This is a genomic window from Streptomyces sp. DH12 (assembly GCF_020873895.1).
In the GTDB taxonomy this organism is placed as follows: Bacteria; Actinomycetota; Actinomycetes; order Streptomycetales; family Streptomycetaceae; genus Streptomyces.
Map to the genome: position 1 here is coordinate 1 of NZ_JAHWGT010000029.1, position 24,447 is coordinate 24,447.

The 24,447-nt window shown below is 72.3% G+C and carries 27 protein-coding genes; 21 read left to right on the plus strand and 6 right to left on the minus strand.

Annotated features, from left to right (window positions below; all coding sequences use genetic code 11):
- Positions 1–167: 167 nt before the first annotated feature.
- The 5 genes from LPA54_RS23875 to LPA54_RS23895 form a co-directional block, all read right to left on the minus strand.
- On the minus strand, positions 168–1,748 hold the full coding sequence (locus LPA54_RS23875) for a hypothetical protein (protein ID WP_228981201.1): 1,581 nt from the start codon (positions 1,746–1,748) through the stop codon (positions 168–170).
- A gap of 217 nt (positions 1,749–1,965) precedes the next feature.
- On the minus strand, positions 1,966–2,256 hold the full coding sequence (locus tag LPA54_RS23880) for a hypothetical protein (RefSeq protein ID WP_228981204.1): 291 nt from the start codon (positions 2,254–2,256) through the stop codon (positions 1,966–1,968).
- 197 nt (positions 2,257–2,453) lie between these two features.
- Positions 2,454–3,659 (minus strand): helix-turn-helix transcriptional regulator, encoded by a 1,206-nt coding sequence (locus LPA54_RS23885; RefSeq protein ID WP_228981206.1) that lies wholly within the window; start codon positions 3,657–3,659, stop codon positions 2,454–2,456.
- Positions 3,660–3,863: 204 nt separating this feature from the next.
- A complete protein-coding gene (locus LPA54_RS23890) occupies positions 3,864–4,211 on the minus strand; it encodes a GIY-YIG nuclease family protein (RefSeq protein WP_228981208.1) in 348 nt (115 codons plus the stop codon).
- Positions 4,212–4,234: 23 nt separating this feature from the next.
- Positions 4,235–4,471 carry a hypothetical protein gene (locus LPA54_RS23895; RefSeq protein ID WP_228981210.1) on the minus strand — a complete coding sequence of 79 codons (237 nt, stop codon included), beginning with the start codon at positions 4,469–4,471 and terminating at the stop codon, positions 4,235–4,237.
- A gap of 210 nt (positions 4,472–4,681) precedes the next feature.
- On the opposite strand from LPA54_RS23895, the gene LPA54_RS23900 reads away from it, so the two are divergent.
- From LPA54_RS23900 to LPA54_RS23965, 14 genes are all read left to right on the plus strand, one after another.
- Positions 4,682–4,975 carry a hypothetical protein gene (locus LPA54_RS23900; RefSeq protein WP_228981212.1) on the plus strand — a complete coding sequence of 98 codons (294 nt, stop codon included), beginning with the start codon at positions 4,682–4,684 and terminating at the stop codon, positions 4,973–4,975.
- Complete coding sequence (locus tag LPA54_RS23905; RefSeq protein ID WP_228981459.1) at positions 4,975–5,475, plus strand: hypothetical protein; 501 nt, start codon at positions 4,975–4,977, stop codon at positions 5,473–5,475. Before LPA54_RS23900 ends, LPA54_RS23905 begins: the two co-directional genes overlap by 1 nt.
- Complete coding sequence (locus tag LPA54_RS23910; RefSeq protein ID WP_228981214.1) at positions 5,475–5,876, plus strand: hypothetical protein; 402 nt, start codon at positions 5,475–5,477, stop codon at positions 5,874–5,876. The genes LPA54_RS23905 and LPA54_RS23910 overlap by 1 nt, the downstream gene beginning before the upstream one ends.
- Positions 5,877–5,968: 92 nt before the next feature.
- The gene (locus tag LPA54_RS23915; RefSeq protein WP_228981216.1) at positions 5,969–6,205 is read left to right on the plus strand and encodes a hypothetical protein; all 237 of its coding nucleotides are present in this window, start codon (positions 5,969–5,971) and stop codon (positions 6,203–6,205) included.
- Positions 6,206–6,305: 100 nt separating this feature from the next.
- Positions 6,306–7,055 carry a hypothetical protein gene (locus tag LPA54_RS23920; RefSeq protein WP_228981221.1) on the plus strand — a complete coding sequence of 250 codons (750 nt, stop codon included), beginning with the start codon at positions 6,306–6,308 and terminating at the stop codon, positions 7,053–7,055.
- 34 nt (positions 7,056–7,089) lie between these two features.
- Positions 7,090–7,542: a hypothetical protein gene (locus LPA54_RS23925; RefSeq protein WP_228981224.1), complete on the plus strand. Its 453-nt coding sequence runs from the start codon at positions 7,090–7,092 to the stop codon at positions 7,540–7,542.
- Entirely contained in the window at positions 7,539–7,799 is a 261-nt protein-coding gene (locus LPA54_RS23930) for a hypothetical protein (RefSeq protein ID WP_228981226.1), read from the plus strand. The genes LPA54_RS23925 and LPA54_RS23930 overlap by 4 nt, the downstream gene beginning before the upstream one ends.
- A gap of 37 nt (positions 7,800–7,836) precedes the next feature.
- On the plus strand, positions 7,837–8,076 hold the full coding sequence (locus LPA54_RS23935; RefSeq protein ID WP_228981228.1) for a hypothetical protein: 240 nt from the start codon (positions 7,837–7,839) through the stop codon (positions 8,074–8,076).
- 43 nt (positions 8,077–8,119) lie between these two features.
- Entirely contained in the window at positions 8,120–9,412 is a 1,293-nt protein-coding gene (locus LPA54_RS23940) for a hypothetical protein (RefSeq protein ID WP_228981231.1), read from the plus strand.
- A 368-nt stretch (positions 9,413–9,780) separates the two neighbouring features.
- Positions 9,781–11,742 carry a hypothetical protein gene (locus LPA54_RS23945; protein ID WP_228981233.1) on the plus strand — a complete coding sequence of 654 codons (1,962 nt, stop codon included), beginning with the start codon at positions 9,781–9,783 and terminating at the stop codon, positions 11,740–11,742.
- Positions 11,743–11,822: 80 nt separating this feature from the next.
- A complete protein-coding gene (locus LPA54_RS42920) occupies positions 11,823–14,261 on the plus strand; it encodes a DNA translocase FtsK (RefSeq protein ID WP_308112892.1) in 2,439 nt (812 codons plus the stop codon).
- 33 nt (positions 14,262–14,294) lie between these two features.
- Complete coding sequence (locus tag LPA54_RS23955) at positions 14,295–14,447, plus strand: hypothetical protein (protein WP_228981239.1); 153 nt, start codon at positions 14,295–14,297, stop codon at positions 14,445–14,447.
- Positions 14,444–14,836 carry an HIT family protein gene (locus LPA54_RS23960; protein WP_228981241.1) on the plus strand — a complete coding sequence of 131 codons (393 nt, stop codon included), beginning with the start codon at positions 14,444–14,446 and terminating at the stop codon, positions 14,834–14,836. The genes LPA54_RS23955 and LPA54_RS23960 overlap by 4 nt, the downstream gene beginning before the upstream one ends.
- A 20-nt stretch (positions 14,837–14,856) precedes the next feature.
- Positions 14,857–15,339, plus strand: coding sequence for a nucleoside 2-deoxyribosyltransferase domain-containing protein (locus LPA54_RS23965; protein WP_267487557.1), 483 nt, complete (start codon positions 14,857–14,859; stop codon positions 15,337–15,339).
- Between the two features lie 168 nt (positions 15,340–15,507).
- Here LPA54_RS23965 and LPA54_RS42450 read toward each other — a convergent pair whose 3' ends face one another.
- Complete coding sequence (locus LPA54_RS42450; protein WP_267487550.1) at positions 15,508–16,272, minus strand: hypothetical protein; 765 nt, start codon at positions 16,270–16,272, stop codon at positions 15,508–15,510.
- 105 nt (positions 16,273–16,377) lie between these two features.
- Here LPA54_RS42450 and LPA54_RS23975 point away from each other — a divergent pair, with 105 nt between their 5' ends.
- From LPA54_RS23975 to LPA54_RS24005, 7 genes are all read left to right on the plus strand, one after another.
- Positions 16,378–16,944, plus strand: coding sequence for a hypothetical protein (locus LPA54_RS23975; protein WP_228981246.1), 567 nt, complete (start codon positions 16,378–16,380; stop codon positions 16,942–16,944).
- Positions 16,934–18,532 carry a terminase family protein gene (locus LPA54_RS23980; RefSeq protein WP_228981251.1) on the plus strand — a complete coding sequence of 533 codons (1,599 nt, stop codon included), beginning with the start codon at positions 16,934–16,936 and terminating at the stop codon, positions 18,530–18,532. The genes LPA54_RS23975 and LPA54_RS23980 overlap by 11 nt, the downstream gene beginning before the upstream one ends.
- Positions 18,533–19,303: 771 nt before the next feature.
- Positions 19,304–21,211: a hypothetical protein gene (locus LPA54_RS23985; protein WP_228981253.1), complete on the plus strand. Its 1,908-nt coding sequence runs from the start codon at positions 19,304–19,306 to the stop codon at positions 21,209–21,211.
- Between the two features lie 65 nt (positions 21,212–21,276).
- Positions 21,277–22,104 (plus strand): hypothetical protein, encoded by an 828-nt coding sequence (locus LPA54_RS23990; protein ID WP_228981255.1) that lies wholly within the window; start codon positions 21,277–21,279, stop codon positions 22,102–22,104.
- A 111-nt stretch (positions 22,105–22,215) separates the two neighbouring features.
- Positions 22,216–22,950, plus strand: a complete 735-nt coding sequence (locus LPA54_RS23995) for a hypothetical protein (protein WP_228981256.1) — start codon at positions 22,216–22,218, stop codon at positions 22,948–22,950.
- Between the two features lie 16 nt (positions 22,951–22,966).
- Positions 22,967–24,031 carry a major capsid protein gene (locus tag LPA54_RS24000; RefSeq protein WP_228981261.1) on the plus strand — a complete coding sequence of 355 codons (1,065 nt, stop codon included), beginning with the start codon at positions 22,967–22,969 and terminating at the stop codon, positions 24,029–24,031.
- Between the two features lie 3 nt (positions 24,032–24,034).
- Positions 24,035–24,394: a hypothetical protein gene (locus tag LPA54_RS24005; RefSeq protein WP_228981264.1), complete on the plus strand. Its 360-nt coding sequence runs from the start codon at positions 24,035–24,037 to the stop codon at positions 24,392–24,394.
- Positions 24,395–24,447: the final 53 nt, after the last annotated feature.

Below are 24,447 nucleotides of genomic sequence, written 5' to 3' on the forward strand. Positions count from 1 at the left end.
GCTGTATCCCTGCGGCCTTCTGCTTCGCTCGCTGCCTCTTGCGCCGCTGGTCACGCTTCCCCATAGCGTCCCCTCCTGCCGAGTGGCCGACAGGATATCGGCGCGTGCGGACAGTTGGGGCGGCTCGGCGGTACTCCGCGGAGGGGGCGCGGAGTACCGCCGGCCGGTCAGAACGGCGGCTCGCCGCAGTACGCCTCCACCTGCTCCGGCGTCCCGTACTGACGGGCGAGCTGCTCGCGCAGCTGGCGGTCCTTCTCCGCCTCATCAGCGCCTCGGCGGCAGCGCGGGCACAGGGTGTCGTCGCTGTCCTTCGGGATCGGCTCCCGGCACGGGCACTCCCGCAGCGGCCGGTGCTCCCGCTGAGCCGGAACCTGGTCGGCCGCGGCCGGGGCTCCGGCGGGCTGCTGGCGGCGGGCGGCCTTCCGCGCGGCGATCCGCTCCGGGCACACCAGGCAGGGCGTACCGGTGTCGACGTCTTTCCCGGCGTCGCACCGCGGGTTCGCGCACCCGTACCGGTCGCTGCCCTTCAGCGGCCGCACCATGTCGATCGCCGCTCCGACGAGGCTGGTGATGTCGCCGGCGTAGAACCGTGACGCCCAGCCGTGGTCGTTCCACCGCTGCTGGATGCGGGCGCCGAGCTGCTCGACGGTCCGGTCCGCGGCCGAAACGTCCCCGGAGAGCGCGTCCAGGATCGCCTGCGACAGGGTCGGCACGTCCGGCAGCGGCCCGTACGACACCGTGCCGTCGGGGGAGGTCCAGCCGTGCAGCAGGTGCGCGGGGAAGTGGGCTCGTACGGCCCGTACGCGGTCGAGCTGCTCACGGGTGTGCTTCGCCTTGCCGCTGCTTTTTCCGGCCCGCTGACGGAGCGTCTGGGACTTCGGGGCGGGCTGGGCGTTGCTGGACGCGGCGGAGCCGCCTTCCGCCCCGCGCGCGCTACTACCGGTAGATGAAGGGCTACGCCCGTCCACGGGGCTTCGCCCCGAAGGGGCATCACCGTCTGGAGAAGAAGGCTCTGGACCACCGGCTCTAGACAGGGCGTCACCCATGACGCCACCGGTCACGTCACCCATGACGCCACCCGTAGCGTCACCCATGACGCTACCCCCCCTCTCCGCGGCGCCCTCCGGGGTGGCGTCACCCATGACGCCACCCCCCTTCTTGGGCTTCCTCCGGCGGGCCCGCTCCTTGCGCCGCTGCTCCTCGCGCTTGGCCTGCTGGACGCGTGACTTCTCGTCGTACGCGGCCTGCCAGGCCACCAGGTCGAAGTCCGGAGCGTGCTCGCTCACCCACGCCTCGACGTCCAGGCCGGGGATGGTGTGGCCGTACCGGGCGACGAGCTGCGGCGGGGTTCCCGCGGGCGGCGTGACGCCGTGGATCAGCCAGGCGTCGAAGATCTCGTAGAGGTTGGCGTCGTTCTCGTCCGGCTTGCCCTCCACCTTGCGGCGGTGGATCTTCACCAGGCCGATCTCCTTCTCCAGGTAGTCGGCCGCGCGGTCGACGGTCTGCTTGGAGCAGTCGAGGGCGGTGGCCAGGGTCTCGCGGTACGGGTACCCCTGGCTGGTGTCGCGGGAGCTGACGTCCGCGTACGAGACCAGCAGGTCGTACAGCGGCTTCGCCTTGCCCGCGTTGAGGCCGGCGTCCGGGTCGCGCGTCACGCAGACGGCGAACATGCCGAAGCGCAGGCCGGTCGAGCCGGGGCGGCTGACGCCCGGGCGGTGACGGTTGGAGGGGCGGCGTGTCTGGGTCACTGCGCACCCCCGTCGATCTGCTGGAGGAGCGGGTGGTGGCCTGCCGTACGGGCGACGGAGGCGGGGGCGCTACTTGCCGGTACCCGCCGGCCCGGTACTCTCGTGTTCATGGACGGCCTCGCTTATCTGGGGCGGGACGTTCGGTGCAGCGGGTGGCCGCCCGCTGTGGTGCTTGAACGGCCGGTTGAGCTTCCGCTCGCCGGCCGTTCGCGCGTCTTCAGGTGCTGCTGGTGCGGTCGCCCGGGCGCCGGTAGTGCTTCCGGAAGAAGTCCAGGAAGGGGCCAGTGGCCATGATCAGGGCACCGTTCGCCTTGCCGTACGGGTAGGGCTTGTCCGGCCCGAAGGGCCAGGTCTCCTCGTACGTCTCCGATGCGGCGATGTGCCGGACGCCCTCGCGGGTGATGCTCTCGACGATGCCGAGCTTCATGAGCAGGGCGGCGCCGGAGGTGAAGGTGACCGCGGGGGGAAGGCGCGGGTCGTCGGTGTTCTTCGGGTTGCTGGGGCTCATCTGTGCCCCCGGCAACCATCAACGGCACTTCGCGGATCGCGAAGTAGACTCATGGCGGATCTCCTAACCGGGATTCACGTGGCCGCCAGTCTTCGCAGGGCAGCGGCCATAAGGGCGGTCCGGCCGGTTGTGGTGACCGGTTGGACCGTCATAAAAGCGCAGGTCAGCCTACGGGCTCATCAAGATTTCCCCTCTCCTCACGCCGCCAGGTCCCGGATCGCCTCGGCCGTCTCCGCCGCGGTGGCGTTCCCCGCGTACCGGGGCGCGCTCAGCATCCCGGCCACCCGCAGGGCCCGCTTCACGATCCACGAGATCTGCTCCTCTGGAGGCAACGACAGCACCGGCCTGATGGCGTCGGCCGCCGCCTCGACGTCGTCGAGCTGCACCAGGGCCGTCGCCAGGTAGATGTGCGCCAGGCGCTCATCGTCCAGCGACCGCTCCGCCGCCGGCCCGGACTCCCACAGCTCTATCGCCGCCGTGGCCTCCCGCGCCGCGCGCTCCGCGTCGTGCCCGCCGTCCAGCCAGATCAGGCTCGACCCGGCGTAGTACGACTGCTTCGCCCGGGAGAACCCGAACAGCCCGCCGATGCTGTCGCCGCGCCGCATCCGCTCCCGCGCCAGCTCGGCGCCGTCGAGCGCGACGTTCGCGGCCCTCGAGTCGCCCAGGTTCGCCAGACACTGGGCCTCGCCGCAGCGCAGCCGGGCCTCGCCCGTGCCGTGCCCGGATCCGACCCACTGGTAGCCGTCCCGGACGTACTCCAGCGCCCGCCCGTAGTCGCCCTGGAACCGGGAGATCAGCGACTTCGTTCCGGCCACCCACGCGGCGAGCTCGGCGTCGCCCGCGTACTCGGCGCACCGGCCGGCGGCCGTCGCGTGAGCGTGGGCCTCCTCCGGGTCGCCGAGGTCCAGCAGCGCGTACGCCAGCACACCGGACAGCCGGCCCGCGGCGAGGTACAGGTCCGCCCGGTCGCCCGGCCGGACGTGACCGGAGCGCAGCCGGTCGAACGCCTCGCCCCGCAGCGCGTGCGCGCGGTTCATCATCGGCCCGGGCGGCGTGCCCAGGTAGTCGACCGCGGTCGCCTCGACACCGTCCTGGAGGTCGGCGATGTCGAGCTCGGCGAGCGCGGTGAGGTCCTGCGACATCGCCAGCGCCGACGCGCGCACCCGGTGCGTCGCCGCGGCCGCGCGCCGCGCCTGGTCCTCCTGGGACCAGGCGGCCAGCAGGCGGCCACCGGCGCCGAGCGCCTCGTCGGCTCGCTCGGCCACCTCCAGTGTGGCCGGGCGGTACCCGCTCTCGAGGTTGTGCAGCGTCGAGCGGCCGTAGTGGACCCGCTGCGCCAGCTCGGCCAGCGACAGGCCGGCCTGGAGACGCAGCTCGCGGAGGAGTTCCGGGAAGGTCGTCATGCGGTGAGTGTTCCTCCTCTCTCAGCTCAGCGGCACTGCCTCGCGCCGCATATGTGTAGGGATGTGACGGTCACTCGTGTTTGCAGATCGCTCGGGACGGATCTGCAAACAGCCGCTTGGGCTCTGGGCCGTCGGCCCGGTGCTGGCATGGAGTCGGAAGAGATCGCGACTCCCAGGAGCCCTTCATGACGTCGCTCGCACCGGTCACGCAGCGGGATCCTGGCGCTCGGCGAGCCTGTTGCGGTTGGCCTCCAGTCTCGCCATGTAGCCCGCGTACACGTACTGCCCCCAGCCAGGCCGGCCGTGGATGTTGTGCTTCGGATCCTCGTCTCGGATCGCGACCCTCTCCACGCTCGCTGCCTCTGCGCGCGTGGAGAACCACTCGACCCGGAATGACGCTGCCTCGGCCCACCACACGTGCTGCGCAGCGTGCGATGACCACCGGTTCATGGGGTTGTTGCCCATCCCGACGTACAGCAGCGAACCCTGACGGTCGTAGATCCGATACACGGCAGTCTGGCCGTCCGTTCCGACGCCAGGGTGCTCGATCACACCTGCAGACGATTGGGGGAGCGTCACTCGGACTCCTCTGCTTGCCGCCGGCGTTCCTCGCGCTTGGCGAAGTGGACGCCGTGCTGCGGCTGACGGGCTTCGAAGTACTCCTTCACCGGCTCCCAGGGGAGGAAGTAGTAGCGGCCGACCTTCTGCCACTGCTCCTTCGGGACCGGGAAGTCCGGGTCCCGGTGGGCGAGCTGCTGCACGCGCTGCTTGCTGAGCTCAACGCGTCTCGCGATCTCCGCGAGCGTCACCATCTCAGGCGCCCCCCTCTCCTCGGATTCGTTCGGTACAGCCTCATTGTTACCCATGATGTTGACCCAAGTCTATATCAGTGGTCTACTGGAGATACAGCACGACCCCGGGCCAGCTTTTCGCCGGACCGGGGTCGTGTGTCCAAAGCGGTGTTGCGAGCACCGCAGAGGACATGGAAACCGCCCTACCTGCCACAACAGGAGGCCGATCCCATGAAGGATCGTCGCACAGCCACACCCGCTGGTGTACAGAACCCCAGCGACAACGTCCACCGAGTCCAGGCCAACGAGGCTCTGCGCCGGGCGTGTATCGCCGATGAGCGCGTGCTCCGGCCGGCGCGTCGGACGCTCACCGAGATGGTGCCGGGGTTCATCCGGCAGCCGCTGCTGACGCTGCACCGCCCGCAGTTCTCCAACGACACCCCGTGCCTCTTCTGCGACCGGTGGCTGTGCCGCGGGGACTGCCAGGGCTTCACCCCGGACACCGCGCTGAAGGCGGTGGCGTGATGGACAAGGTCACCCTCGCCCTGGAACTCATCGCCCGGCTCCTCCGCCTGGAGAACCACGACGCCGAGCCCGGCGCCCGCCTGTCCCTGCGTACGCCGGACGGCCAGTTCGTCGGGGAGGTCGTCCTCCCCACCGCCGCCGTCCGCGCGCTCACCGAAACGGTCGAGTCGCTCGCCGACTACCGCGACGACCTCGCCACCGGGCAGCGCTTCGACGAGCTGTTCGCCGAACTGACCGCCGCGCAGCCGACGCCCGCCGCCCCGCGCACCGACCCCGCCTCCGGGCCGGGCCGGGGCGCGGACCCGAGCGGCGGCGCCGTCTTCGCCGCGACCCACCCCCAGCTCGCCGCCGACCTCGCCGACGCCTACGCCGCCCTGGACCCGCGCACCATCACTAAGGACGTCCTCGACGACCCGCACACCGCGCCCATCCAGGTCATCGCCGCACTCGACGACATCTACGGCGACGTGTTCGACCCGTACGCCGACGAGGACCAGTGATGGGCGCCCCCGGCACCAACGGGGTGCACACCGCCGACAACGCCGTCCCCCCGCTCGACGACGACTTCGAGGGAGCCCTCGCCGACTGCCGGGGCATCCACCCCGGGATCGACCTGATCCTCGACGGCGTCCGCCACATCGCCCTGGACCGGCTCACCACCGACCAGACCCAGTCGATCCTCTCCACCATCGCCGGCACGGGCGGCGCCGACCTCGCAGAGGTATTCGCCCAACTCGTCCGCCGCCTCACCGACCCCACCCAGAACCCCTGCCTCCGCGCCCTCGACCACGACGTGCAGAAGCAGGTCCAGGCGTACGGCGAGCAGTACGCGTACGAGACCGGCGAGTACACCCCGCGCGACCGCACCAGCGAGGCCGCCGCCCTCATCGACGGCATCTGAACCACCCACCCCCGCGGGGTCCGGCCCGGAAGCCGACACCGGTCCGGCCCCCGCACCACCCGACCGCCCAACCACGCCGAGGAGCGCCCGCCATGTTCAAGAAGCACCGCGACCGCCGTACCACCGCCCGCCGCCACGCCATCGCCATGGCCGCCGCCCGCGCGGCCCAGGCCAAGGCCGTCATCCACGGCGACGGCACCGCCACCACCGACGACGTCGTCAACCTCGCCTACGGCAGCCACGCAATCCGTCTCACCGACGACGAGGCCCGTGACGCCCTCGCCGCCGAGCTGGCCACCGTCGGCCGCCGCCTGGAGACCAGCGCCTGACCCGCCACCCCGGCGGGCCGGCCCGGGAGCCGACACCGGGCCGGCCCGCCCCCTCCCAGACCACTCACCAGGTCTCATCCACCACGAAGGAGCACCCGCCATGCCGCTCGACACCAGCTTCCAGATCACCTCGGACGAGCTGAACGAGATCTACGCCCGCCTCCAGCCGTACTTCCCGAAGTACCTCACGAAGATCGAGCCCCACACCTACGGCATCCGCTTCGAGTTCCAGCCGTTCACCGGCCGCGAGGAGGAGCCGATCAAGCCCCTCGTCCGCGACGACCCGAAGCTCTCCTACGTCGCGGAGTCGGACAACCAGACCGAGTACCTGATCCGGGAGAAGGCCCACGTCATCCTCTCGAACCTGTACTACCAGGCGCGGGAGAAGTGGGGGCACGCCGCCTATGTCGCCGACCTGAAGGACGTCGTCCGGGACACGCCCGACCGCTGGAAGACCTACCAGCACGAGCTGAAGGCCCTCGGAACCGCGTACGACTACCTCCGCACCCCCGACGCCGCCCGCGAGTGGCCCGCCGCCGTCTCCCGCCTCATCGACGCCCAGGACCGCACCCGGGCCGCCGCGCGCGCCTTCGACCAGCGGGCCCGGGAGATCGCCCAGGTCCGCGAGACCCACCTCGGCGCCGAGCTCACCCTGACCGAGGCCCTGGCGGCCGCCGGCTACCCGGACAGCAGGGACTGGGACATCGCCGACGCCAGGGACTACGGCCAGCACTACTACAGCGACTGGGACAGCCACCCGCTGGAGGAGACGACGCGCCGCCTCATCGAGCAGCAGGACAACCACGTCGCCAAGGTCGGTCGCCTCTCCGGCGCCTCCTCCGGCTCCTGAACCCGACCAGCCACCAGCCTCCGAGGACCCTGCCGTGAACCTGCCCGACCAGCGCCCGACCGCCCCCGTCGGGCAGCCCACCCCCGCGCCCGGCCCGTTCGGCCCGGCCCACCACGACGGCCCGCTCGTCTACGTCCCCGACCCCACCCACCCCAACCTGTCGATCCCCGTCCCCCGGGAGCTGGTCCCCATGACCACCCCCACCGCCCCGCGCGACCTCACCCCCCAGCCCCTCCTCGACCCCACCGCCCAACGCATGCTCGCCGCCGGCCTCGGCGCCGGCACCGCCGCCGCCGGAATCGGCTGGGGCGCCGCCCAGGTCATCTCCGCCGCCGCGGCCGGCGCCACCGGCCTCATCGTCCTGGCCCTGCTCCTCCTCGCCGCCCGCCTCACCACCCCCCGCGCCACGCACATCGAGCAGCACGTCACCAACCACGTCCGCGGCCTCGGCCGCGCCACCACCCACATCGAAAGGACACCCCGATGACCTGCTGGTTCTGCGGAGCTGAGAACCCCGAAGGCGCCAACCGGTGCGACTTCTGCTGCCACCGCGCCGAAGACGACCCCAACGCCCAGGCCCCGGCGTACGGGCCCGCCGACTACGACGCCCTCAACCACACGATGCAGCTCCTCGGCGACGACCTCGGCATCGACCACACCCTCACCGGCGACTGGCACGCCGCCCTGCGCGACGCCGCCGCGAAGTGGGCCGCCGAGGGCACCGACCACACCCTCGCCGCCTGACCACCCACCACCGCCCGTACGAAAGGACCCCACCGCGATGACCACCCAGCAGACCACCCCCGAGGGCAAGGGCACCCCCGAGGGCACCCACCACTGGATCATCACCCTCGAGATCCCCGGAAGGGTCTCCTTCACCCGGGACGGCACCTACACCCCCAGGCCCGGGGAGACCCGCTCCGGCGCCCTGCACGCCCTCCTCGACAGCATCACCGAGCAGAAGCCCCACCTCCGCGGCGCGAACATCACCTTCTTCTCCGTCGAGCCCAACCGGCTCTGACCCGCCCCACGGCCGCCTCGACCACGAAAGGACCCCGACCGCCGTGACCATCACCGCACCGCCGTCCGGCGTCACCCACACCGCCAGCGACCTCCTCGAGGAGCGGCCCCTGACCAACAGCCAGATCACCATTCTCGTCGCCGCCGCCATCCCGATGCTCGTCGTCGGCGGACTCGGCGCCTGGGGCACCTACACCAACATCAAGCGCGAGTTCCCCCAGGACACCGCGACCGCCCTCGGTGTCGTCGCCGCCGGCGAAGGCGCCACCCTCGTCCTCGCGCTGCTCATGGTCGGCCTGACCCTCCTCGGCCAGTCCTCCCCGGCCATCGTCCGCCTCGGCCTGTGGCTGCTGCCCGCCATCGCGTCGGGCACCGGCGCGATCGTCGCGGACGGCACCGAGGAAGCCGTCGTCAACGCCGTCACCCCGATGGCGATGTCCGCGGCCGCCGAAGGCATCGGCCTGCTGGCCCGCCGCATCGTCATCTACCGCACCCGCATCGACATGGAGGCCCAGCGCCGCAACGCCGCCATCATGCAGCGCCTGGCGGTCCAGCGGGCCCTGGCCGCCAACCACCCCTGGAAGATGTCCCGCAAGCGGGCGGAGCTCGCCTCGTGGCGCCTGATCCGCAAGGTCGGCGTCGGCGACGACGAGCTGGGCGCCGACCTCGTGACGGTGCAGCGGCAGCAGCTGACGGCCGGCGCGAACACGGCCCTCGCCGGCATGTTCTCCCCGGCCGTGACGCCTGCCCTCACCGCGGGCGCCCCGCGTGACACCACCGACACCCCCACCGTGACGGTCCCGGCCTCCACCGTCACGGACACCGACATCGTGACGCCCGTGACGGGAAGCGTGACGCCGACAGTCACGCAGGTCAGCGCCGATCCGGGCACCGAGCCGTCACACCGGCCGTCACGCCTCGACGACACCGTGACGGACGCACCCGTCACGGAAGAGAGCACCGTCACGGAAGGAACCGTCACGGCCGTCACGGCGCCGCAGGAGATGAAGACCGGCGTCACGCTCGCGGAAGTCGCCGCCGTCGCAGGCGTCACGACCCCCGCCCCCGGCGAGCGGCTCAGCAACGACCAGCTCGTCGTCGTCCTGCGCCACCTGCGCTACTCCGAGGACCCGCCGCTCTCCTACCGGCAGGCCGCCGACGAATTCCGCGGCGCCGGCTACGTCGGCAGCGAGAACCGCGTCCGCAAGGCGTGGGGCGTGCTGATGAGCAACGAGGAGACCGCCGACGACACCAAGCCCCGGCAGGAGGCCGCGGACACGGCCACCGTCGCCGTCGAGAACAGCGACGAGGACGACGACGAGGAGCCCGTCTCCTGACCCCGAAGAGGCCGTTCGACGGTTCCACCGGCCCCCGAGACGTAGCCACCGCCTCGGGGACGCGGTGAAGGCGCCGAAACGCCCGCCCGCAAGCCTCCCACCCCCACCCCTGCCGACCACGAGGAGGGCCCCCGCCCCGTCGACATCCGCCCCACGGGACATCACCGAAAGTCACCAGTCGATCGGCAAGCCCAACGCCAAGACCAACACCAACCAACCGCCAAGACCCCTCCCGACCTAGGGGAAACCGCCCCCGGAGCAGCAGTAACGGAACCGGTTGGCCTTCGGGTTGCCGTTGGCCTTGCCGACCCGAGCAGTCACGCACCGCGACCAGTAGACGCGTCCACGCAACCCCAGTGAGGAACCCGGTGAGCACCGACTTCCACCTGGCACCCGCCCAGACACCCAGCGGTGCCGCCCCCGCCGCCCCCGTCCCCCAGCAGCCCGCCCACCCCCAGCCGGCAGCGCCCCGCACGGCCCCGGCCCCGCAGCGCACCGGCAAGCAGAGCCCGGACACCAGCGAGGGCACCGTCGCCGGCGCCGTCATCCCCGGCGCCGTCCTGTCCTCCCTGATCGGCCTGTGCTGGATGATCCACCAGTTCGGCCTCCCGATCGTCATCCTCGGCATCATGGCCGCCGCCGCGGCCGCCGCCACCGCCCTCGCCCTGAAGGGCCGCAAGGGGCGCCGGAAGGTCCGCGACGCCCGCACGAACGCGCTGAAGTCGACGGGCGGCGGCGGGCCGGGCCGTACGGTGCTGGACCGGCCCGGCAAGCCCCGCAACGGCGGTGGCGGCGGTGGTGGCGGTTCGAGCCGTGACGGCCGCGCGAAGCACCGTGACGGTGGCGTCACGCGCCACACCGGCAACCGTCACGCCCCGGTCGGACCGTCACGCAAGCGTGACGGCGCCCCCGGCCCGTCCGTACCGCAGCGCAAGACGCCGCACACCCCCGCATCGGGGACCGTGACACCCAAGCAGCCCGGCGGACCCGGCAAGACCCTCAAGAACGGCACCCGCAAGGACAAGACCCTCGCCCCGGGGAACACCAACGAGCCGCGCCGGACCCGCCCCGGTGGTCTGGGCTCCGGCCTCACCCCCAAGTCCCGCAAGGACACCACCGCGCCCCGCCGGGACAGTGCCGTCAAGGACCGCACGCCCCGCAAGGCGCCCGGACCGGACCGCCGCCGCGACAAGCCCGGCAGTAACCAACGCAAGCCCTGCGCACCCGCTACCGGCAAGGCGGGCCTCCTCAAGCGGCTCCGCAACCGGAAGAACACCCCGGCCACCGACCTGAAAGGCCCGGCCAAGACCCTCACCCCCGCCACCAAGCTCGCCAAGAAGCTCGCCAAGGCCGCCCGGGACAACACCCGCACCACACCCCGCGCGCCCCGCCCCGACCAGCTGAAGACGAAGACCGCCAAGCCCCTCAGCCCGAAGAAGGCCGCCAAGGGCAAGAAGCCCAAGCTCCGCAAGCACAAGCCCACCGCCCACATGAGCCGCGCGCGCCGCCTCAGCTACCTCGCCGGCGTCAAGCTCCGCAAGCACACCAGCAAGAAGACCCGCCTGCGGATCCGCAAGGCCACCAGCCCCCTACACACCGCGGCCCGCACCACCAGCCGCTACCTGTCCCCGCTCCTCGCCCACGCCTGCCGCCGCGGCACCCGCGCCTTCCTCACCGCCCACCTGCGACTGGGCACCGTCCGATACACCGCTGGCGGCCCGAACTGGGCACGGCCCCTGGCCAAGGTCCTCCACGTCCTCGGCACCCCGCTCGCCCGCACCCTGGCCGCCACCGGCTCCTGGGGCTGGCTCAACCGGTGGATGTACCGGCACACCAGCGGCCCCACCGCCGAAGACCGCCTCAACACCCCTCCGACCACGACCGCTCCGCAGCCCGGGCCCGCCGAGACGTCGCCCGACCGGCCGCACACCCCCGTCACCCTCGCACCCACAGGAGCCTTTGCCGCCATGTCCGAAGCCGCCGCCCCCCTCGAGCAGGCCGTCGAAGCGATCCGCCAGGCAGGCGCCATGCTCCTCACCGACCCCTCCGAGAACATGATCGGCTACGAGGCGATCCTGCGGACCCTGGCCCTCCTCCAGGCCGAGATCGGCAACGTCTTCCACAGCGCCGCCGAGTCGACCCGCGAGAACTTCAAGGTCAACCCGGCCGTCCCCGAGGCGTACGACGACACCGCCGGCTACGCCCTCCAGCTCGCCGACCGCCTCGAGGAGATCCCCTCCCTGTATCGGCAGCTCCACGCCGACCAGGTCGAGAACATCGAGAACCCCACCGTCCAGGCCCGCAAGTGGGACATCTCCGCGAACGAGTAACCAGCCCACCCGGGGCCGGCCCGCACAACGGCCGGCCCCACCACCCCTGACCAACACCCCGACCCGAGGAGCCCCAGCCCGTGTTCACCCGCCCCCGCAACCACGAGCCGATCCCGTGGCGGCACGCCGTCATCTCCACGCCGCTCTACACCGCGGCCACCGTGTACACCGGCGGGCTCGCCCTCGGCGTCGCCGAAGACCTCGGCGCCACCCTCCCCATCAGCTGGATGGCCCTCGGCTCCGCCGCCGGCGTCTGCGCCGCCGCAGCCTCCCGCTGGATCCGCACCGCCTGGACCACCGACGGCACCACCACCCACCCCACCCCCCGCGCCCGCCGCTGGTACCACACCGGCTTCACCGCCACCTGGACCACCGCCGCCTACGCCTGGCTCACCTACACCGCCCACCACACCCCCTGGTCCCTCGCCTCCACCACCGCCATCGCCCTCGGCGCCGCCGCCCTCACCCCCGCCTACGCCACCGACCGCTTCCTCCGCCAGGACGTCATCGCCGCCCAGTGGGCCGCCGAAGCCGCCGCCGACGCCCCGGCCGACCTCAACGAGTGGGAACTCCTCTTCCAGCAGGCCGGCGCCCGCGGCGTCGAAGTCCTCAAGCCCTACGACACCCGCAACGGCTACGCCCTGCCCCTCAAGCTCACCCAGACCCCCTACGAAGGCGTCCTCGGCCTGCTGCGCACCATCGAGACCCGCAAGGGCGACCTGCGCTCCGGCTCCCTCGACCTGCGCCCCGGCGACAGCGGACTCGCCTCCGACGCCATCCTGTACGTCGCCACCCGCAACGTCCTCGACGAGACCGTGAACCTGCCCGACGAGCACCACCCGCTCACCATCACCGAGCCCCTCACCCTCGGCATCCTCGAATCCGGCGAGCCGTTCGAGGTCCGGTTCAGGCAGAACTCCGTGTTCATCGCCGGGAAGAAGGGCTCGGGCAAGTCCGTCCTCCTCCACGTCGTCATCTCCGTCGTCTCCCGCTGCACCGACGCGGTCGTCTGGATGATCGACATGGCCGAGGGCAACACCGCCAAGCGGTGGATCCGCCCCTGGGCCGAGGGCTGGAAGGACTCCCACGGCCGCCTCATCGACCGGCCCGTCCTCGACTGGGTCGCCACCAGCGTCGACGAAGCGGTCCGTCTCCTTCAGGCATCCGTCGCCGTCGCCGACGGTCGAGCCCGCCGCATGAAGGGCTCCAAGATCCGCCCCACCGCCCAGTGTCCCGCCCTCGTCGTCATCACCGACGAGAACCCCGTCCTCATGTCCCGCGTCCCCAACGCCATCCAGGCGAAGATCGACGGCATCAAGAAGGGCCGCAAGGCCGCCGTCGACTACATCGACGCAGCCCAGCGCGGAACCGGCCCCAACAGCGGCGGCGGCGAGATCATGTCCCAGTACGACACCGTCATCGGCGGACGCTTCCCCAAGAAGCAGGAGGGCCAGTTCGTCTTCCCCGACTACTACCAGCGCGTCGACCTGTCCAAGCTCCCCGGCAACGGCGCCTTCTACGTCCTCGACGAGCAGCGCTCCAAGACCGGCATGGGCCCCGAAAAGCTCAAGGCGTACTTCACCTACGACGACGACGAGCACCCCGACGGCACCGAAGCCACCGTCATCGAGCAGCTCTCCGTCGACCGCTGGAACATCCGCCCCGACCTCGACCCGGACTCCCAGGCCGACGCCGAACCCTTCGGCTACTCCACCCGCTGGAACCCCGACCGCATCACCTGGCTCCTCGACGCCCTCAACATGCCCACCCCCGACACCACCAGCCCCGCCGCCGACCCGCGCCCCGCCCGCACGACGGGCGGCCCCATGCCCACCCTGCCGACCCTCCAGTCGTACATCGACCGCGGCAAGCAGTACGCCCAGAAGGCCGCCCCCGCACCCGAGCCGGACGAAGCCACCATCGACCGGGTCCTCAGCGAAGCCGAAGCCCTCACCCGGCAGGCCGCGGTCAGCCTGACCAAGCCCGCCAAGAAGGACACCCGCCACCCCCGCCGCGACCAGTGCATCGCCTGGGTCCGCGACGCCGGCCCCGACGGCATCACGGTCGCCGAGGTACGTGCCCGACTCGAGCAGCTCTACCCCGGCGAGACCCCGCCCTCCGACACCGCCATCCAGAACTGGTACGGCGCCCACGACCACATCACCAAGCCCCGCCGCGGCACCTACGTCTGGACCGAGCAGGACACCGCCGCCGACCCCGAGCCGGCCCCGGCTGAGACCGCGGACGTAGCCGAGGGCACCGAGCCGGACGTCCCGGCCGAGGACCCCGCCTTGCTGGCCCTGGCCGTCGAGCAGGTCATCACCACCCAGTTCGCCTCCCGCGCCATGCTCCAGCGCAAGCTCCGCGTCGGCTGGGACACCACCGGCACCCTGCTGGACCAGCTGCAGCAGCTCGGCGTCGTCGGCCCCGAGCAGGGCGACGCCCGCAGCCGCCAGGTCCTCGCCGGCCCGGACGACCTCGAGACGATCCTCGCCCGCATCCGACCGGCCCAGGGGTAGGCGAACCCCCGCATGCACGAGCCACACTCACCCATGACCGAGGTGTACACCGCCCGCCCCCGCGGCGGGCGGTTCCTCACCGTCGTCCCCGACCCGGCCACCCCCGAAGCCCGCAGCCCGCTGCGCCGGGCCCTGCGCGCCGCCGGCATCCCGCTCCCGCACCCGACGCAACCGGAGGACATGTGACCACCCACCAGCAGGACCCCGACTGCGTGTTCTGCGCCATCGTCGCCGACCAGGCCCCGGCCGCCGTCGTACGCGAATGGGACGACGCACTCGCGATCCGCCCCCGCGGCGGCGTCAACCCCGGCCACGTCCTCGTGCTGCCGCGCGTCCACGTCGCCGACGCCGGCACCGACCCGGACGTCACCGCCGCGGTGGCGCGCCGCGCCGCCGAGCTGATGGCCGAGCACCAGGACGCCAACCTGATCACCTCCCGGGGCGCCGCAGCGACCCAGACGGTGTTCCACCTCCACGTGCACGTGGTTCCGCGGCAGCCGGGCGACGGGCTGCCCCTGCCGTGGACGCCGCAGCAGACCGCCGCTCAGGTCGGGCAGGGCGGGGGCGACTCGTGAGCGGCGGCACCCGCCTGGTCATGGCCCGCGAGCCCATCCCCGCCGGGCCGTCGGTGTTCCTCGCCGGGCCCACCCCCGACAAGGCCGCGCCCGTCCCGTCCTGGCGGCCCGCGGCCGCCGACGCCCTGGCCGCCCAGTGGACCGGCCCCCAGCCCCTCACGGTCCTCAGCCCCGAGTCCCGCGACGGGCGGCGCGCCGACCGCTACGAGGACCAGGTCGACTGGGAGACCACTGCCCGCGCTGGCGCCAGCGTGATCCTGTTCTGGATCCCGCGCGACCTGCGCACCATGCCGGGGATGACGACGAACGTGGAGTTCGGCCTCGACGTCGGCACCGGCCGCGCCGTCCTGGGCTGCCCGACCGACTGCCCCAACCCGGAGCGGAACCGCTACCTGATCTACGTCGCGCGCCGCCACGGCGTCCCCGTCCGCGACACCCTCCACGACACCGCGGCCGCCGCCCTGCGCATCGTCCAGACCACGCGGCAGCCCGCCGGGGGATAGCAGCCCGGACAAACCCCGCCCCGTACGCCACGATCAGAGGTGTCACGGCCCGGCCGGGGGAAACGGTGTCCCCGCGCCCACTCCCGGCCCGGGCCCGTGCCACACCAACCGGCGGCCCCACCACCTGATTCCCCTCGGGTGGCGGGGCCACCGGCACGTCCGGCCCGGCTACTTCACCGGCTTCCACACCGCGCAGTCCCGCGACGTGAACTGCCCGTCGGACGCCCGGATCGTCACCGTGATCTCCTGCGCCGACGTCGCGAACCCGTTGTCGATGATGTCCCCCGACTTGGTCGTCCGCTCCCAGTAGCAGTTCTCCATCCGGCCCTTCGCCCGGTACGTGCCCGGCGGGATCGTCTCCTCCGCCTCCTCGTCGGCCGGCTTCTCGCCGTCCTCCCCGGTGACGAAGTCGTCCGGGTCCGGCGGCCCCGTAGGGCTCGGCGACGCGGTCGGCCCGTTCGCCGCGACGACGTAGGTGCCGTCCTCGAACCACCGCTCGTAGTCCCCTGACGCCGCCGCCCGCACCGTCGCCGCCCACTCCGGGCACAGCTTGGGCACCCCCGTCCGCAGGATGTCCGCACCATCCCCCTCGAGGTGACCGGCTTCCACCAGCCACTGCGGCCGCGACTGGACCCCATCCACGTCGGGGAGCTCGATACACACCGCGCGCACGAACTCGGAGGCGGTCGTGTACGGATCGGCCGGCCCCCAGCCCTTCCCGTCGGCCAGCCGGTCCAGCTCCCCCTCCGGCCCCGGCGGATACGCCGGCTCCACCGACGCCGTCGGCTCCTCCGTCACCAGGGTGCTCGCCGGGTCCGTCGGCACCGCCGACACCGCGGCGTCCACGCCGCCGTCCCCGCCACCGCACCCCGTCACCCACGCCACCGCAGCCAACCCGGCCGCCAGCGCCCCCACCCTGCGCACATGCCTCATGCGCGCAGGATGCCACCACCCGCCAGCCGGGGGAGTCCGAACCCGGGAATCGGGGATCATCGGAGCAGGCGCGGGGCCTGACCGAGAGCGGGAGCCCCGACCGCCATGCCAGCCTCCAAGGCCCAGCAAGCCGAGACCGCCGCCCGCCGCGCCCAGCTCATCCGCCTGCGCCGCACCGGCGTCCCGTTCGACGACGAGCGCGTCCTCGCCCTCGGCTACGCCAGCCCCGGCGCCGCCTCCAAGGACCTCATCCGCGCCCTCCAGGAGCGGCGCGACGAGCAGGACGCCGAGGCGTCCGTGTACCGGCAGCAGGAGAACGAGCGCCTGGACGCCCTCCTGGAAGCGGTGTGGGAGAAGGCCACCAAGCCGAGCCCCGTCCACGACAAGGACGGCCAGTACCTCGGCGACGAGATCGACCTCAAGGCCGTCGACACCGTCCTGAAGCTGATGGACCGGCGCGCCAAACTCATGGGCCTGGACATGCCCGTCAAGGCGGAGCTGTCCGGCCCCGGCGGCGGCGCCCTGCGCCTCAACGCGGTCAGCCTCGCCGAGCTCAACACCCTCATCGCCACCGCCGGCGACCCCGACGACCCCGACCGGCCGTGCCCCGACGACGAGGACGACGACACCACCTACGACCCCTTCGACGACGAGGCCGACGATGACGACTGACGTCACCGCCGAGGACTTCGACGTCGTCTCCGAAGCCGAAGCCCTCAACCGGCTCACCGCCGCCTACCGCCGCCTCAACCGCGCCGAACGGCGCCGCGTCGCCCGCCGCGCCAACCCCGAACTGCGCGCCGCCCTCGCCGAAGTCGAACGGACCATGGCACTGGAGCGGTCCCCCGGCTCCATGGCGGCGATCCTCACCGACGGCCGGGAGATGCAGGCCCCCCACCTCGCGCTCATCGACCGGCTCTTCCAGCGGATCGCCCGCGGCGAACGCATCAAGGCCCTCATCACCATGCCCCCACGGCACGGCAAGTCCCGCCGCGCCGCCCGCTGGGCCCCCCTCTGGTACCTGACCCAGCACCCCGACCACCGCGTCATGATCGCCTCCTACGGCGCCGACCTCGCCGAAGAGCACTCCCGGTGGATCCGCGACGCGATCGTCACCTACGGGCCCCGCATCGGCATCGCCCTCCACGCCGGCTCCAAGGCCGCAGGCCGCTTCGACCTCGCCGACCCCCACACCGGCGACCGACGCGAAGGCGGCCTCGTCGCCGCAGGCGTCGGCGGCGGCCTCACCGGCAAGGGCGCCCACCTCGCCATCGTCGACGACCCCATCAAGGACGCCGCGGACGCCGAGTCACCCACCATGCGCCGCCGCCTGTGGGACTGGTGGACCGCCGTCCTCAACACCCGCCTCGAACCCACCGGCTCGATCATCGTCATCCAGACCCGCTGGCACGAGCAGGACCTCGCCGGGAAGATCCTCGACGGCCCCGACGCCGACGAGTGGATCCGCCTCGACCTCCCCGCCATCTGCGACGCCGACGACGACCCCCTCGGCCGGCCCCTCGGCGCCGCCCTGTGGCCCAAGCGGTACGGCCGCCGCGCCCTCGCCCAGTTCCGCCGCGCCGTCGGCGAACGCGTCTGGTGGGCCCTCTACCAGCAAAAACCCCGCCCCCTCGAAGGCGGCGTGTGGCAGTGGCCCTGGATCACCGACCACCGCATCACCGCCGCCCAACTCCGCGGCGTCGACCTCACCCGCGTCGTCGTCGCCGTCGACACCGCCGGCGGATCCGACGACACCAACGACGAGACCGGCCTCACCGCGGCCGGCCGCACCGCCGACGGCGAGCTGTACGTCCTGGCCGACCGCTCCGGCCGGATGGGCGCCGACACCTGGGGCCACGAGACGTGCCGCCTCGCCATCCAGGTCCAGGCCGACGCCATCGTCGTCGAGAGCAACTTCGGCGGCGACATGGCCGCGCAGCTCGTACGCCAGGCGTGGCGCGAGCTCGAGCAGCAGGGCCAGACCCAAGGACTGCTGATGCCGGCCCTCGTCGAGGTCCACGCCAAGCAGGGCAAGCGCCTACGCGCCGAACCCATCGCCCAGCTCTACGCCCAAGGCCGCGTCCACCACGTCGGCGAGTACCCCCGCCTGGAAGGCCAGCTCGTCACCTGGATCCCCGGCATGGACTCCCCGGACCGCATGGACGCCCTCGTCCACGCCCTCACCGAACTCGCCGACCCGGCCACCCAGGCCACCGGGAGCACCCCGTACGCGGACCGGCGACTGACCGGACGGCGGTGACACGGCAGAAAAATTCCGATCAGCAACCCGCCGCTCAGAGCTCATTCGGCGCCCAGCGAGGCACAGAGGGGCCCGTCCCGGGGCGGCTTCGGCCTCCAGAAGCGACGGTGTGCGCGTAGCAGGCGCAGGAAGGGCCCTGGACGCCGTTCTGACGGACGCACATACCCTTCGTGGGTAGGACCTACGGAACGGTTTGGGAATTTAGAATCCTGCGATACATTGGATTAGCGAAGGCATCTTGAGATGCGTTTCGGTGACAGGAAGTGGAAGCGGAAAACAAGGAAGCCGCCCCCCATTGCGGAAGGCGGCTCCTGTGACTAGGGGTTACTCCTCGTCGGTGCGCCCGTGCAGCCACACGAAGATCGCGAAGACGAGGCTCCAAAACTCCCAGTCGAGGGCGTTTTCCATATCTCTCCTTCCGGTTGATGCAGGTCTTCTGACCTGCGCCTGCCGTGTCTGTGCAGAGACGCAGCAGGGGTCCTGGGGCCCCCAGGTCAAATGCCTGGGGGCCGCCTACCGGAAGTCGGTGGCGAACGCCGTGCCGAAGAGCATACGCCCGCCTGGACTCCCCGAACTTCGCCCACCGGATTGCAACTTGGATCAAGTGCCGCAGTTCGGGTGAATTCCTTCCGAGTTCCCCGGGTGGAGTCACCCGTATGGGTGAACTTGTCGTTCGGCTGGGGGCTGACGGCCGGCCAGCGGGGGAAGCGGACAGCCCACGAGCCCGTACCCTGATGCTCATGGCGCGGGGCCTGTAGCGGAGGGAACTTCGTGGGCCTCATCAGCGGCACCCGGAACCTGGTCATCGACGCCTGGTCCTGGCTGAACTTCAAGCCGGTCTTCAGCGACACCCTCGGCATGCCGCACCGTCGCGCCTTCCCCGAGGCCGCCGCGTCCTGGGTACCAGCAGCCGACGAACGCCGCCTGGCCGCCTACAAGCTCCTCGTCGCGTACGACAACAACCAGGCGGGGGAGCTGGCCGCGTTCCGCGACGGCGACGACGCCCGCGAGCGCCGAGAGTTCGGCGACCCGTCCATGTTCGTCGACACCCTCGTCGCGCACGTCATGGGCCGCGAGCAGCACATCGTCGTCCCCGGCGCCGACCAGACCACCGGCGACGACGGCCCGGCCGCCGCCGCAGCACAGGCCGCACGCGTGCAGGAACTGCTGCGGCAGTGGGCCGAGGACGAGCTGCTGCCCATGCGGATGCTCCAGACCGAACGCAAGGCCGTCCTCCTCGGCGACGGCGTCTACCTGCTGTGCTGGGACCCGGCCAAGCGCCGCGCCCGTCTGCGCACCTACGACCCCGGCTTCTACTACCCCGTCCTGCCCGCCGACGGGGACGCCGCCGACTTCCCCGACCGGATCCACCTGGCCTGGGACCTGCCCGAGGACAAACAGCGGGGCCTGAAGCCGCGCCTGCGCCGCATCACCTACGAGCTGGACTGGATCCGGCCCCGCACCGCCTCCGGCGTCGACCGCACCGGCCGCCCCGTACGCGCCCCCGTCATGACGGACCCGGGCGACGACGACACCCCGTCCGGACCGGTCCTCGGCCTCGGCGACCAGGTCGACGAGGCGGGCGGCATCTGGCGGATGTACCCGTGGAACGACGAGCCGGCCTACCGCACCTGCTACCTCACCGACGCGACCTGGGACCTCGGCGACCTCAAGGGCCCCCACGACGTCGACTCCCTGCCCATGGACAAGGCGCAGTACGCGACCGGCCCGGACGGCGAGGTCCTCGACCGGCTCGACCTGTACCTCGACTTCATCCCGCTGATCCACATCCCGAACACCGTGCCGCCGGCCGAGGAGCACTGGGGCCAGTCCTCCCTGGCCAAGGCCCTCCAGGTGTTCGACGAGCTGGCCGGCACCGACACCGACAGCAGCAAGGCGTCCGCCACCACCGGATCACCGATGATCTTCCTGTCGGGGAAGTCCACCGGCCGCCGGGAGCAGCAAGTCGGGCCCGGCGTGATGGTCGAGCTCGGCGAGGGCGGCCGCGCCGACGCCCTCAACACCGCGCCCCAACTCGCCGAACTCCGCGAGCACCGGCACGACCTCGCCGAGCAGGCCGCCAACGTGGTCCGGCTCCCCGCCGTGTCCCTGGGCACCATGGACCCCTCCAAGGTGCCGTCCGGGTACGCGCTCGAGCTGTCCCTCGGCCCGCTCGACTCCCTCATCTCGCACATGCGGCTCGCCCGCGGCCACAAGTACGCCCTGCTGCTGAAGTTCGTGCAGCGCCTGCACCTAGCCGGGCAGCACCCGGACTGGGTCGGTACGCCGCCGCTGCCCGCACTGCCCGCCCGCCTGGAGTTCGGCCCCTACGCCCCGACCGACCAGGCCGCCGTCCTCGACCAGGTCGCCACCGCCTACAAGGAGGGGCTCATCTCCCTGGAGACCGGGGTGCGGATGCTCACCTCCGCGGGCTGGCCCATCGACGACGCCGAGGCGGAGATCGAGCTCATCGAGTCCCGCTCCTTCGAGCAGGCCCGGCTCCTGGCCGACGCCCTCGGCAACCCCGACGAGGTCGCGGCGTTCCTGCGCCGCGAGGCCCCGGCCGAGCCCGAGACCCCGACCGTGCAGCTTCCCGCCCTCCCGGGCGCCGGACTCCTCCCGGCCGGCGACGAGGACGACGACGGAGACGACCCGGAGGGGAGCAGGGGAACACGATGAGCGATCGTGTGCTGTCCTTGACCCAAGGCGCGGGGCCTGGAACCTCTCTAGGAGGACGTGCCCCCATGCGCCGCCCCGCGCTCCGCCGCACCCACCTCGACGCCGCGTCCGCCTGGGCCCACCCCTACCGCGGCCGCACCGAGGCGCACGCCGTCTTCTACAACTCCGGCGGTGAGCCCACGCCCGCCCCCGTGCCCACCCCGGCGGACCTCGCGCGCCTCGGCCAGCCCCCGGCCCCGGCCCCGCAGACGCCCACCCCCGCACCGGCCGGTGACGACGAGGAGAAGGTCACCCTCACGCAGCGCCGCCTCAACGTGATCATGCGGGACGAGAAGGACGAAGGCCGCCGCGCCGCATACCGCGCCCTCGCCGAAGCCGCCGGCGTCCCCGTCGATGACTTCGACCCCGAGACGTTCGGCAAGCTGTTCAAGCAGGCCGACGAGGCCCGCAAGGCCCAGCTGTCCGAGGAGCAGCGCCGCGCCGAGGAACTCGCGCAGCGCGAACGAGACCTCGAAGCCCGCCTCGCCGAGGCCGAGAACCGGGAGAAGGAAGCCGCGCGCCGCGACCGCGAGTCCCAGGTCCGCGCCGCCCTGGTCCGCCTCGGCGCGACCGGCGACGACCTCGACGACGCCTACGCCCTGCTGCGTGACCGGATCCCCGCCGACGCCGACGCCGACGCCGCGGCCATCACGCAGGCCGCCGAGCAGCTCAAGGAGCGCCGCGCCACCCTCTTCGGCGGCACCGCTCCCGTCCCGCCGCTTCCCCCGGCCCCGTCCGGCGCCCCGGCCGGCGGCCCCCCGCACCGCACCGCGCCCGCCGGGAAGGACGCCCTGCGCGCGGCCGCCCGCCAGCGCGCCATCGAGATGGGCCTGCGCACCGACGACGCCGCCTGACCCCGCGCCGGACCCCGGACGCACACGTAGGGACCACGCCCTCACCCCCGTGGACGGCACCACCCGAGGTGCCCTCTCACACCCCCGCGACACCGCGAAAGGGAGAACGGCGTGGACATCCAGCCGTACAGCACCACCGAGACGCTCTCCGTCGGCCGCCCCTGGCTGATGAGCATGCTCGGCATCGAGGCCAACCAGACCGTCACCCTCGACCTCACCGCGTTCGATGAGACCCTTCACTGGACCGAGGCGTCGAAGTACCAGCCCGAGCGGAAGCTGAAGTCGGGCATCCCCCTCGGCAAGAACACCACCACCGGCCTGTTCGAGCCGTACAACGCCGTCACCAACGAGGTCCAGACCCTCACCGTCACCGGCGGGCCGACCGGCGGCACCTTCACCATCACCTTCTCCGGGCAGACCACCGCCGCCATCGCCTACAACGCGACCGCGGCCGCCGTGCAGACGGCGCTGGAGGCCCTGTCGAACGTCGCGCCGGGCGACATCACCGTCACCGGCAACGCCGGCGGCCCGTGGACCCTCACCTTCGGCGGCCAGTACCTCGGCGAGGACGTCGCCCAGGTCACCACCACCGAAGCCTTCACCGGCGGCACCAGCCCGGACATCACCATCGCCACCACCACCGCCGGCGGCACGGCCGCCACCGCCAACGGCACCGACCTGTTCGCCGGGTTCCTCTTCACCGAGGTGTCCTTCTACCCCGGCGCCACGAAGGTCGCCGCGCCGCTGATGGTCCACGGCCAGATCGACGTCGCCAAGCTGCCGGTCGCCTTCGACCCCAGCGACGTCCCGGCCGGCTCCAACACCCAGTTCGTCTACAAGGTCTGAGCAGGAGACCCACGACATGGCCAACGACATGATGGAGCTCCTGCTCCGTGACCTGAACCCCACTGAGATCCAGGCGTTCGCCCGGGAGGTCCAGACCCCCGGCGACTACGAGCTCACCCGAACGGTGATGCCCGAACGGACCATCGACTCCGTCATGTGGGAGCACCGCGGGACCCGCCGCCGGGTCGCCGCCGCGTCCTACCGCGCATGGGACGCGCAGACGAAGGTCGCCACGCGTGAGATCACGCAGTTCGCCACCTCCGGCAAGCTCCTGCCCCTGGGGCAGAAGTACATCGTCGGCGAGTTCGAGACCATCCTGGAAAGCCTCGACCGCGGCATGGACAGCCGCGACCTCGTCCGTACGGTCTACGAGGACGTCGGTGCGCACGTCCTGTCCATCAAGAAGCGCCTGGAGATCGCCGTCGGTGACCTCCTCGTCGACGGCAAGTTCACTCTGGTCGGTGAGAACGGCCTCACCCTCGAGGCGGACTACAAGGTGCCGGCGGCGAACATGCCGACCGCTCCGACCGCGTGGACCGACCCGACCGCCGACATCCTCGGCGACGAGATGCGCTGGATGGAGACCCTGCGCTCCTCTGGCGCCCCGGCCCCCTCCCGCGCGCTCACCTCATACAAGACGTGGGCGCTCATGATGAGCAACGACAGCTACCGCGCCGCCTACTACGGCAGCGTCAACTCCGCCTCCACCATCCCCACGGCGGTCCTCGCCCCCAACGAGGTCGACGTCGTCCGGGCCCGCTACGGCCTGCCGCCGATCACCCGCTACGACGTCAAGATCGAGCTGGACACCGGCGCCGACGTCCGCCCGCTGCCGGAGAACATGTTCTTCCTCCTGCCGCCCAACCCCACCCAGTGGGCGGAGACCCAGTACGGCCTCACCGCCGATGGGCTGATCCTCGCCCGGAGCGGCAACCCCGCCATCGAGCGGGAGGACGCCCCCGGCATCGTCGTCACCCGTGGCTACCAGGACGACCCGCCGCAGGTCTGGACGAAGGGCTCCGCCGCCGCCCTGCCGGTCATGTACGTGCCGGACATCCACATCGCTGCGACGGTGTGGTGAGCCATGGCCAAGCTCGCAGCCACCGTGTACGTCAAGGACCCGCAGACCCACCAGACCGTGGAGCTCGCGCCCGGCACCAGCCCGGAGCCCCGCCTGGCCGCGCTGGTGACGAACCCGGCCGCGTGGGTCGACGGGAAGCTCCCCCGCCTGCCGAAGAAGCCGGACGAGCAGGGCGCCGACGGCCCTTCCGGCGACGGCCCGGACGCCGGCTCTGGCGGCGCCTCCGGCGCTGACCAGCAGGCCGACACCCCGCCCCAGGACACCCCGGACGGCGGGGAGACCAAGCAGGCCGCGAAGAAGACCGCGGCCAAGCCCCCGGCTCGGGGCCGGGCGACCGCCGGCGAGGGCACCGGCGGTCAGTAAGGCGGTGTGCGGGCCCGCCCCTGGTGGGGGCGCCACGGCGGGCCCGCACCCGC

Coding starts and splice junctions, on each gene's coding strand:
- LPA54_RS23910 (WP_228981214.1), top strand. CDS start 5,475: ATGGGCGCCCCCGGCACCAACGGGGTGCACACCGCCGACAACGCCGTC.
- LPA54_RS23880 (WP_228981204.1), bottom strand. CDS start 2,256: ATGAGCCCCAGCAACCCGAAGAACACCGACGACCCGCGCCTTCCCCCC.
- LPA54_RS23955 (WP_228981239.1), top strand. CDS start 14,295: ATGACCGAGGTGTACACCGCCCGCCCCCGCGGCGGGCGGTTCCTCACC.
- LPA54_RS24000 (WP_228981261.1), top strand. CDS start 22,967: ATGGCCAACGACATGATGGAGCTCCTGCTCCGTGACCTGAACCCCACT.
- LPA54_RS23990 (WP_228981255.1), top strand. CDS start 21,277: ATGCGCCGCCCCGCGCTCCGCCGCACCCACCTCGACGCCGCGTCCGCC.
- LPA54_RS23885 (WP_228981206.1), bottom strand. CDS start 3,659: ATGACGACCTTCCCGGAACTCCTCCGCGAGCTGCGTCTCCAGGCCGGC.
- LPA54_RS23935 (WP_228981228.1), top strand. CDS start 7,837: ATGACCACCCAGCAGACCACCCCCGAGGGCAAGGGCACCCCCGAGGGC.
- LPA54_RS23930 (WP_228981226.1), top strand. CDS start 7,539: ATGACCTGCTGGTTCTGCGGAGCTGAGAACCCCGAAGGCGCCAACCGG.
- LPA54_RS23915 (WP_228981216.1), top strand. CDS start 5,969: ATGTTCAAGAAGCACCGCGACCGCCGTACCACCGCCCGCCGCCACGCC.
- LPA54_RS23905 (WP_228981459.1), top strand. CDS start 4,975: ATGGACAAGGTCACCCTCGCCCTGGAACTCATCGCCCGGCTCCTCCGC.
- LPA54_RS23965 (WP_267487557.1), top strand. CDS start 14,857: ATGGCCCGCGAGCCCATCCCCGCCGGGCCGTCGGTGTTCCTCGCCGGG.
- LPA54_RS23980 (WP_228981251.1), top strand. CDS start 16,934: ATGACGACTGACGTCACCGCCGAGGACTTCGACGTCGTCTCCGAAGCC.
- LPA54_RS23975 (WP_228981246.1), top strand. CDS start 16,378: ATGCCAGCCTCCAAGGCCCAGCAAGCCGAGACCGCCGCCCGCCGCGCC.
- LPA54_RS42450 (WP_267487550.1), bottom strand. CDS start 16,272: ATGAGGCATGTGCGCAGGGTGGGGGCGCTGGCGGCCGGGTTGGCTGCG.
- LPA54_RS23920 (WP_228981221.1), top strand. CDS start 6,306: ATGCCGCTCGACACCAGCTTCCAGATCACCTCGGACGAGCTGAACGAG.
- LPA54_RS23895 (WP_228981210.1), bottom strand. CDS start 4,471: ATGGTGACGCTCGCGGAGATCGCGAGACGCGTTGAGCTCAGCAAGCAG.
- LPA54_RS23900 (WP_228981212.1), top strand. CDS start 4,682: ATGAAGGATCGTCGCACAGCCACACCCGCTGGTGTACAGAACCCCAGC.
- LPA54_RS24005 (WP_228981264.1), top strand. CDS start 24,035: ATGGCCAAGCTCGCAGCCACCGTGTACGTCAAGGACCCGCAGACCCAC.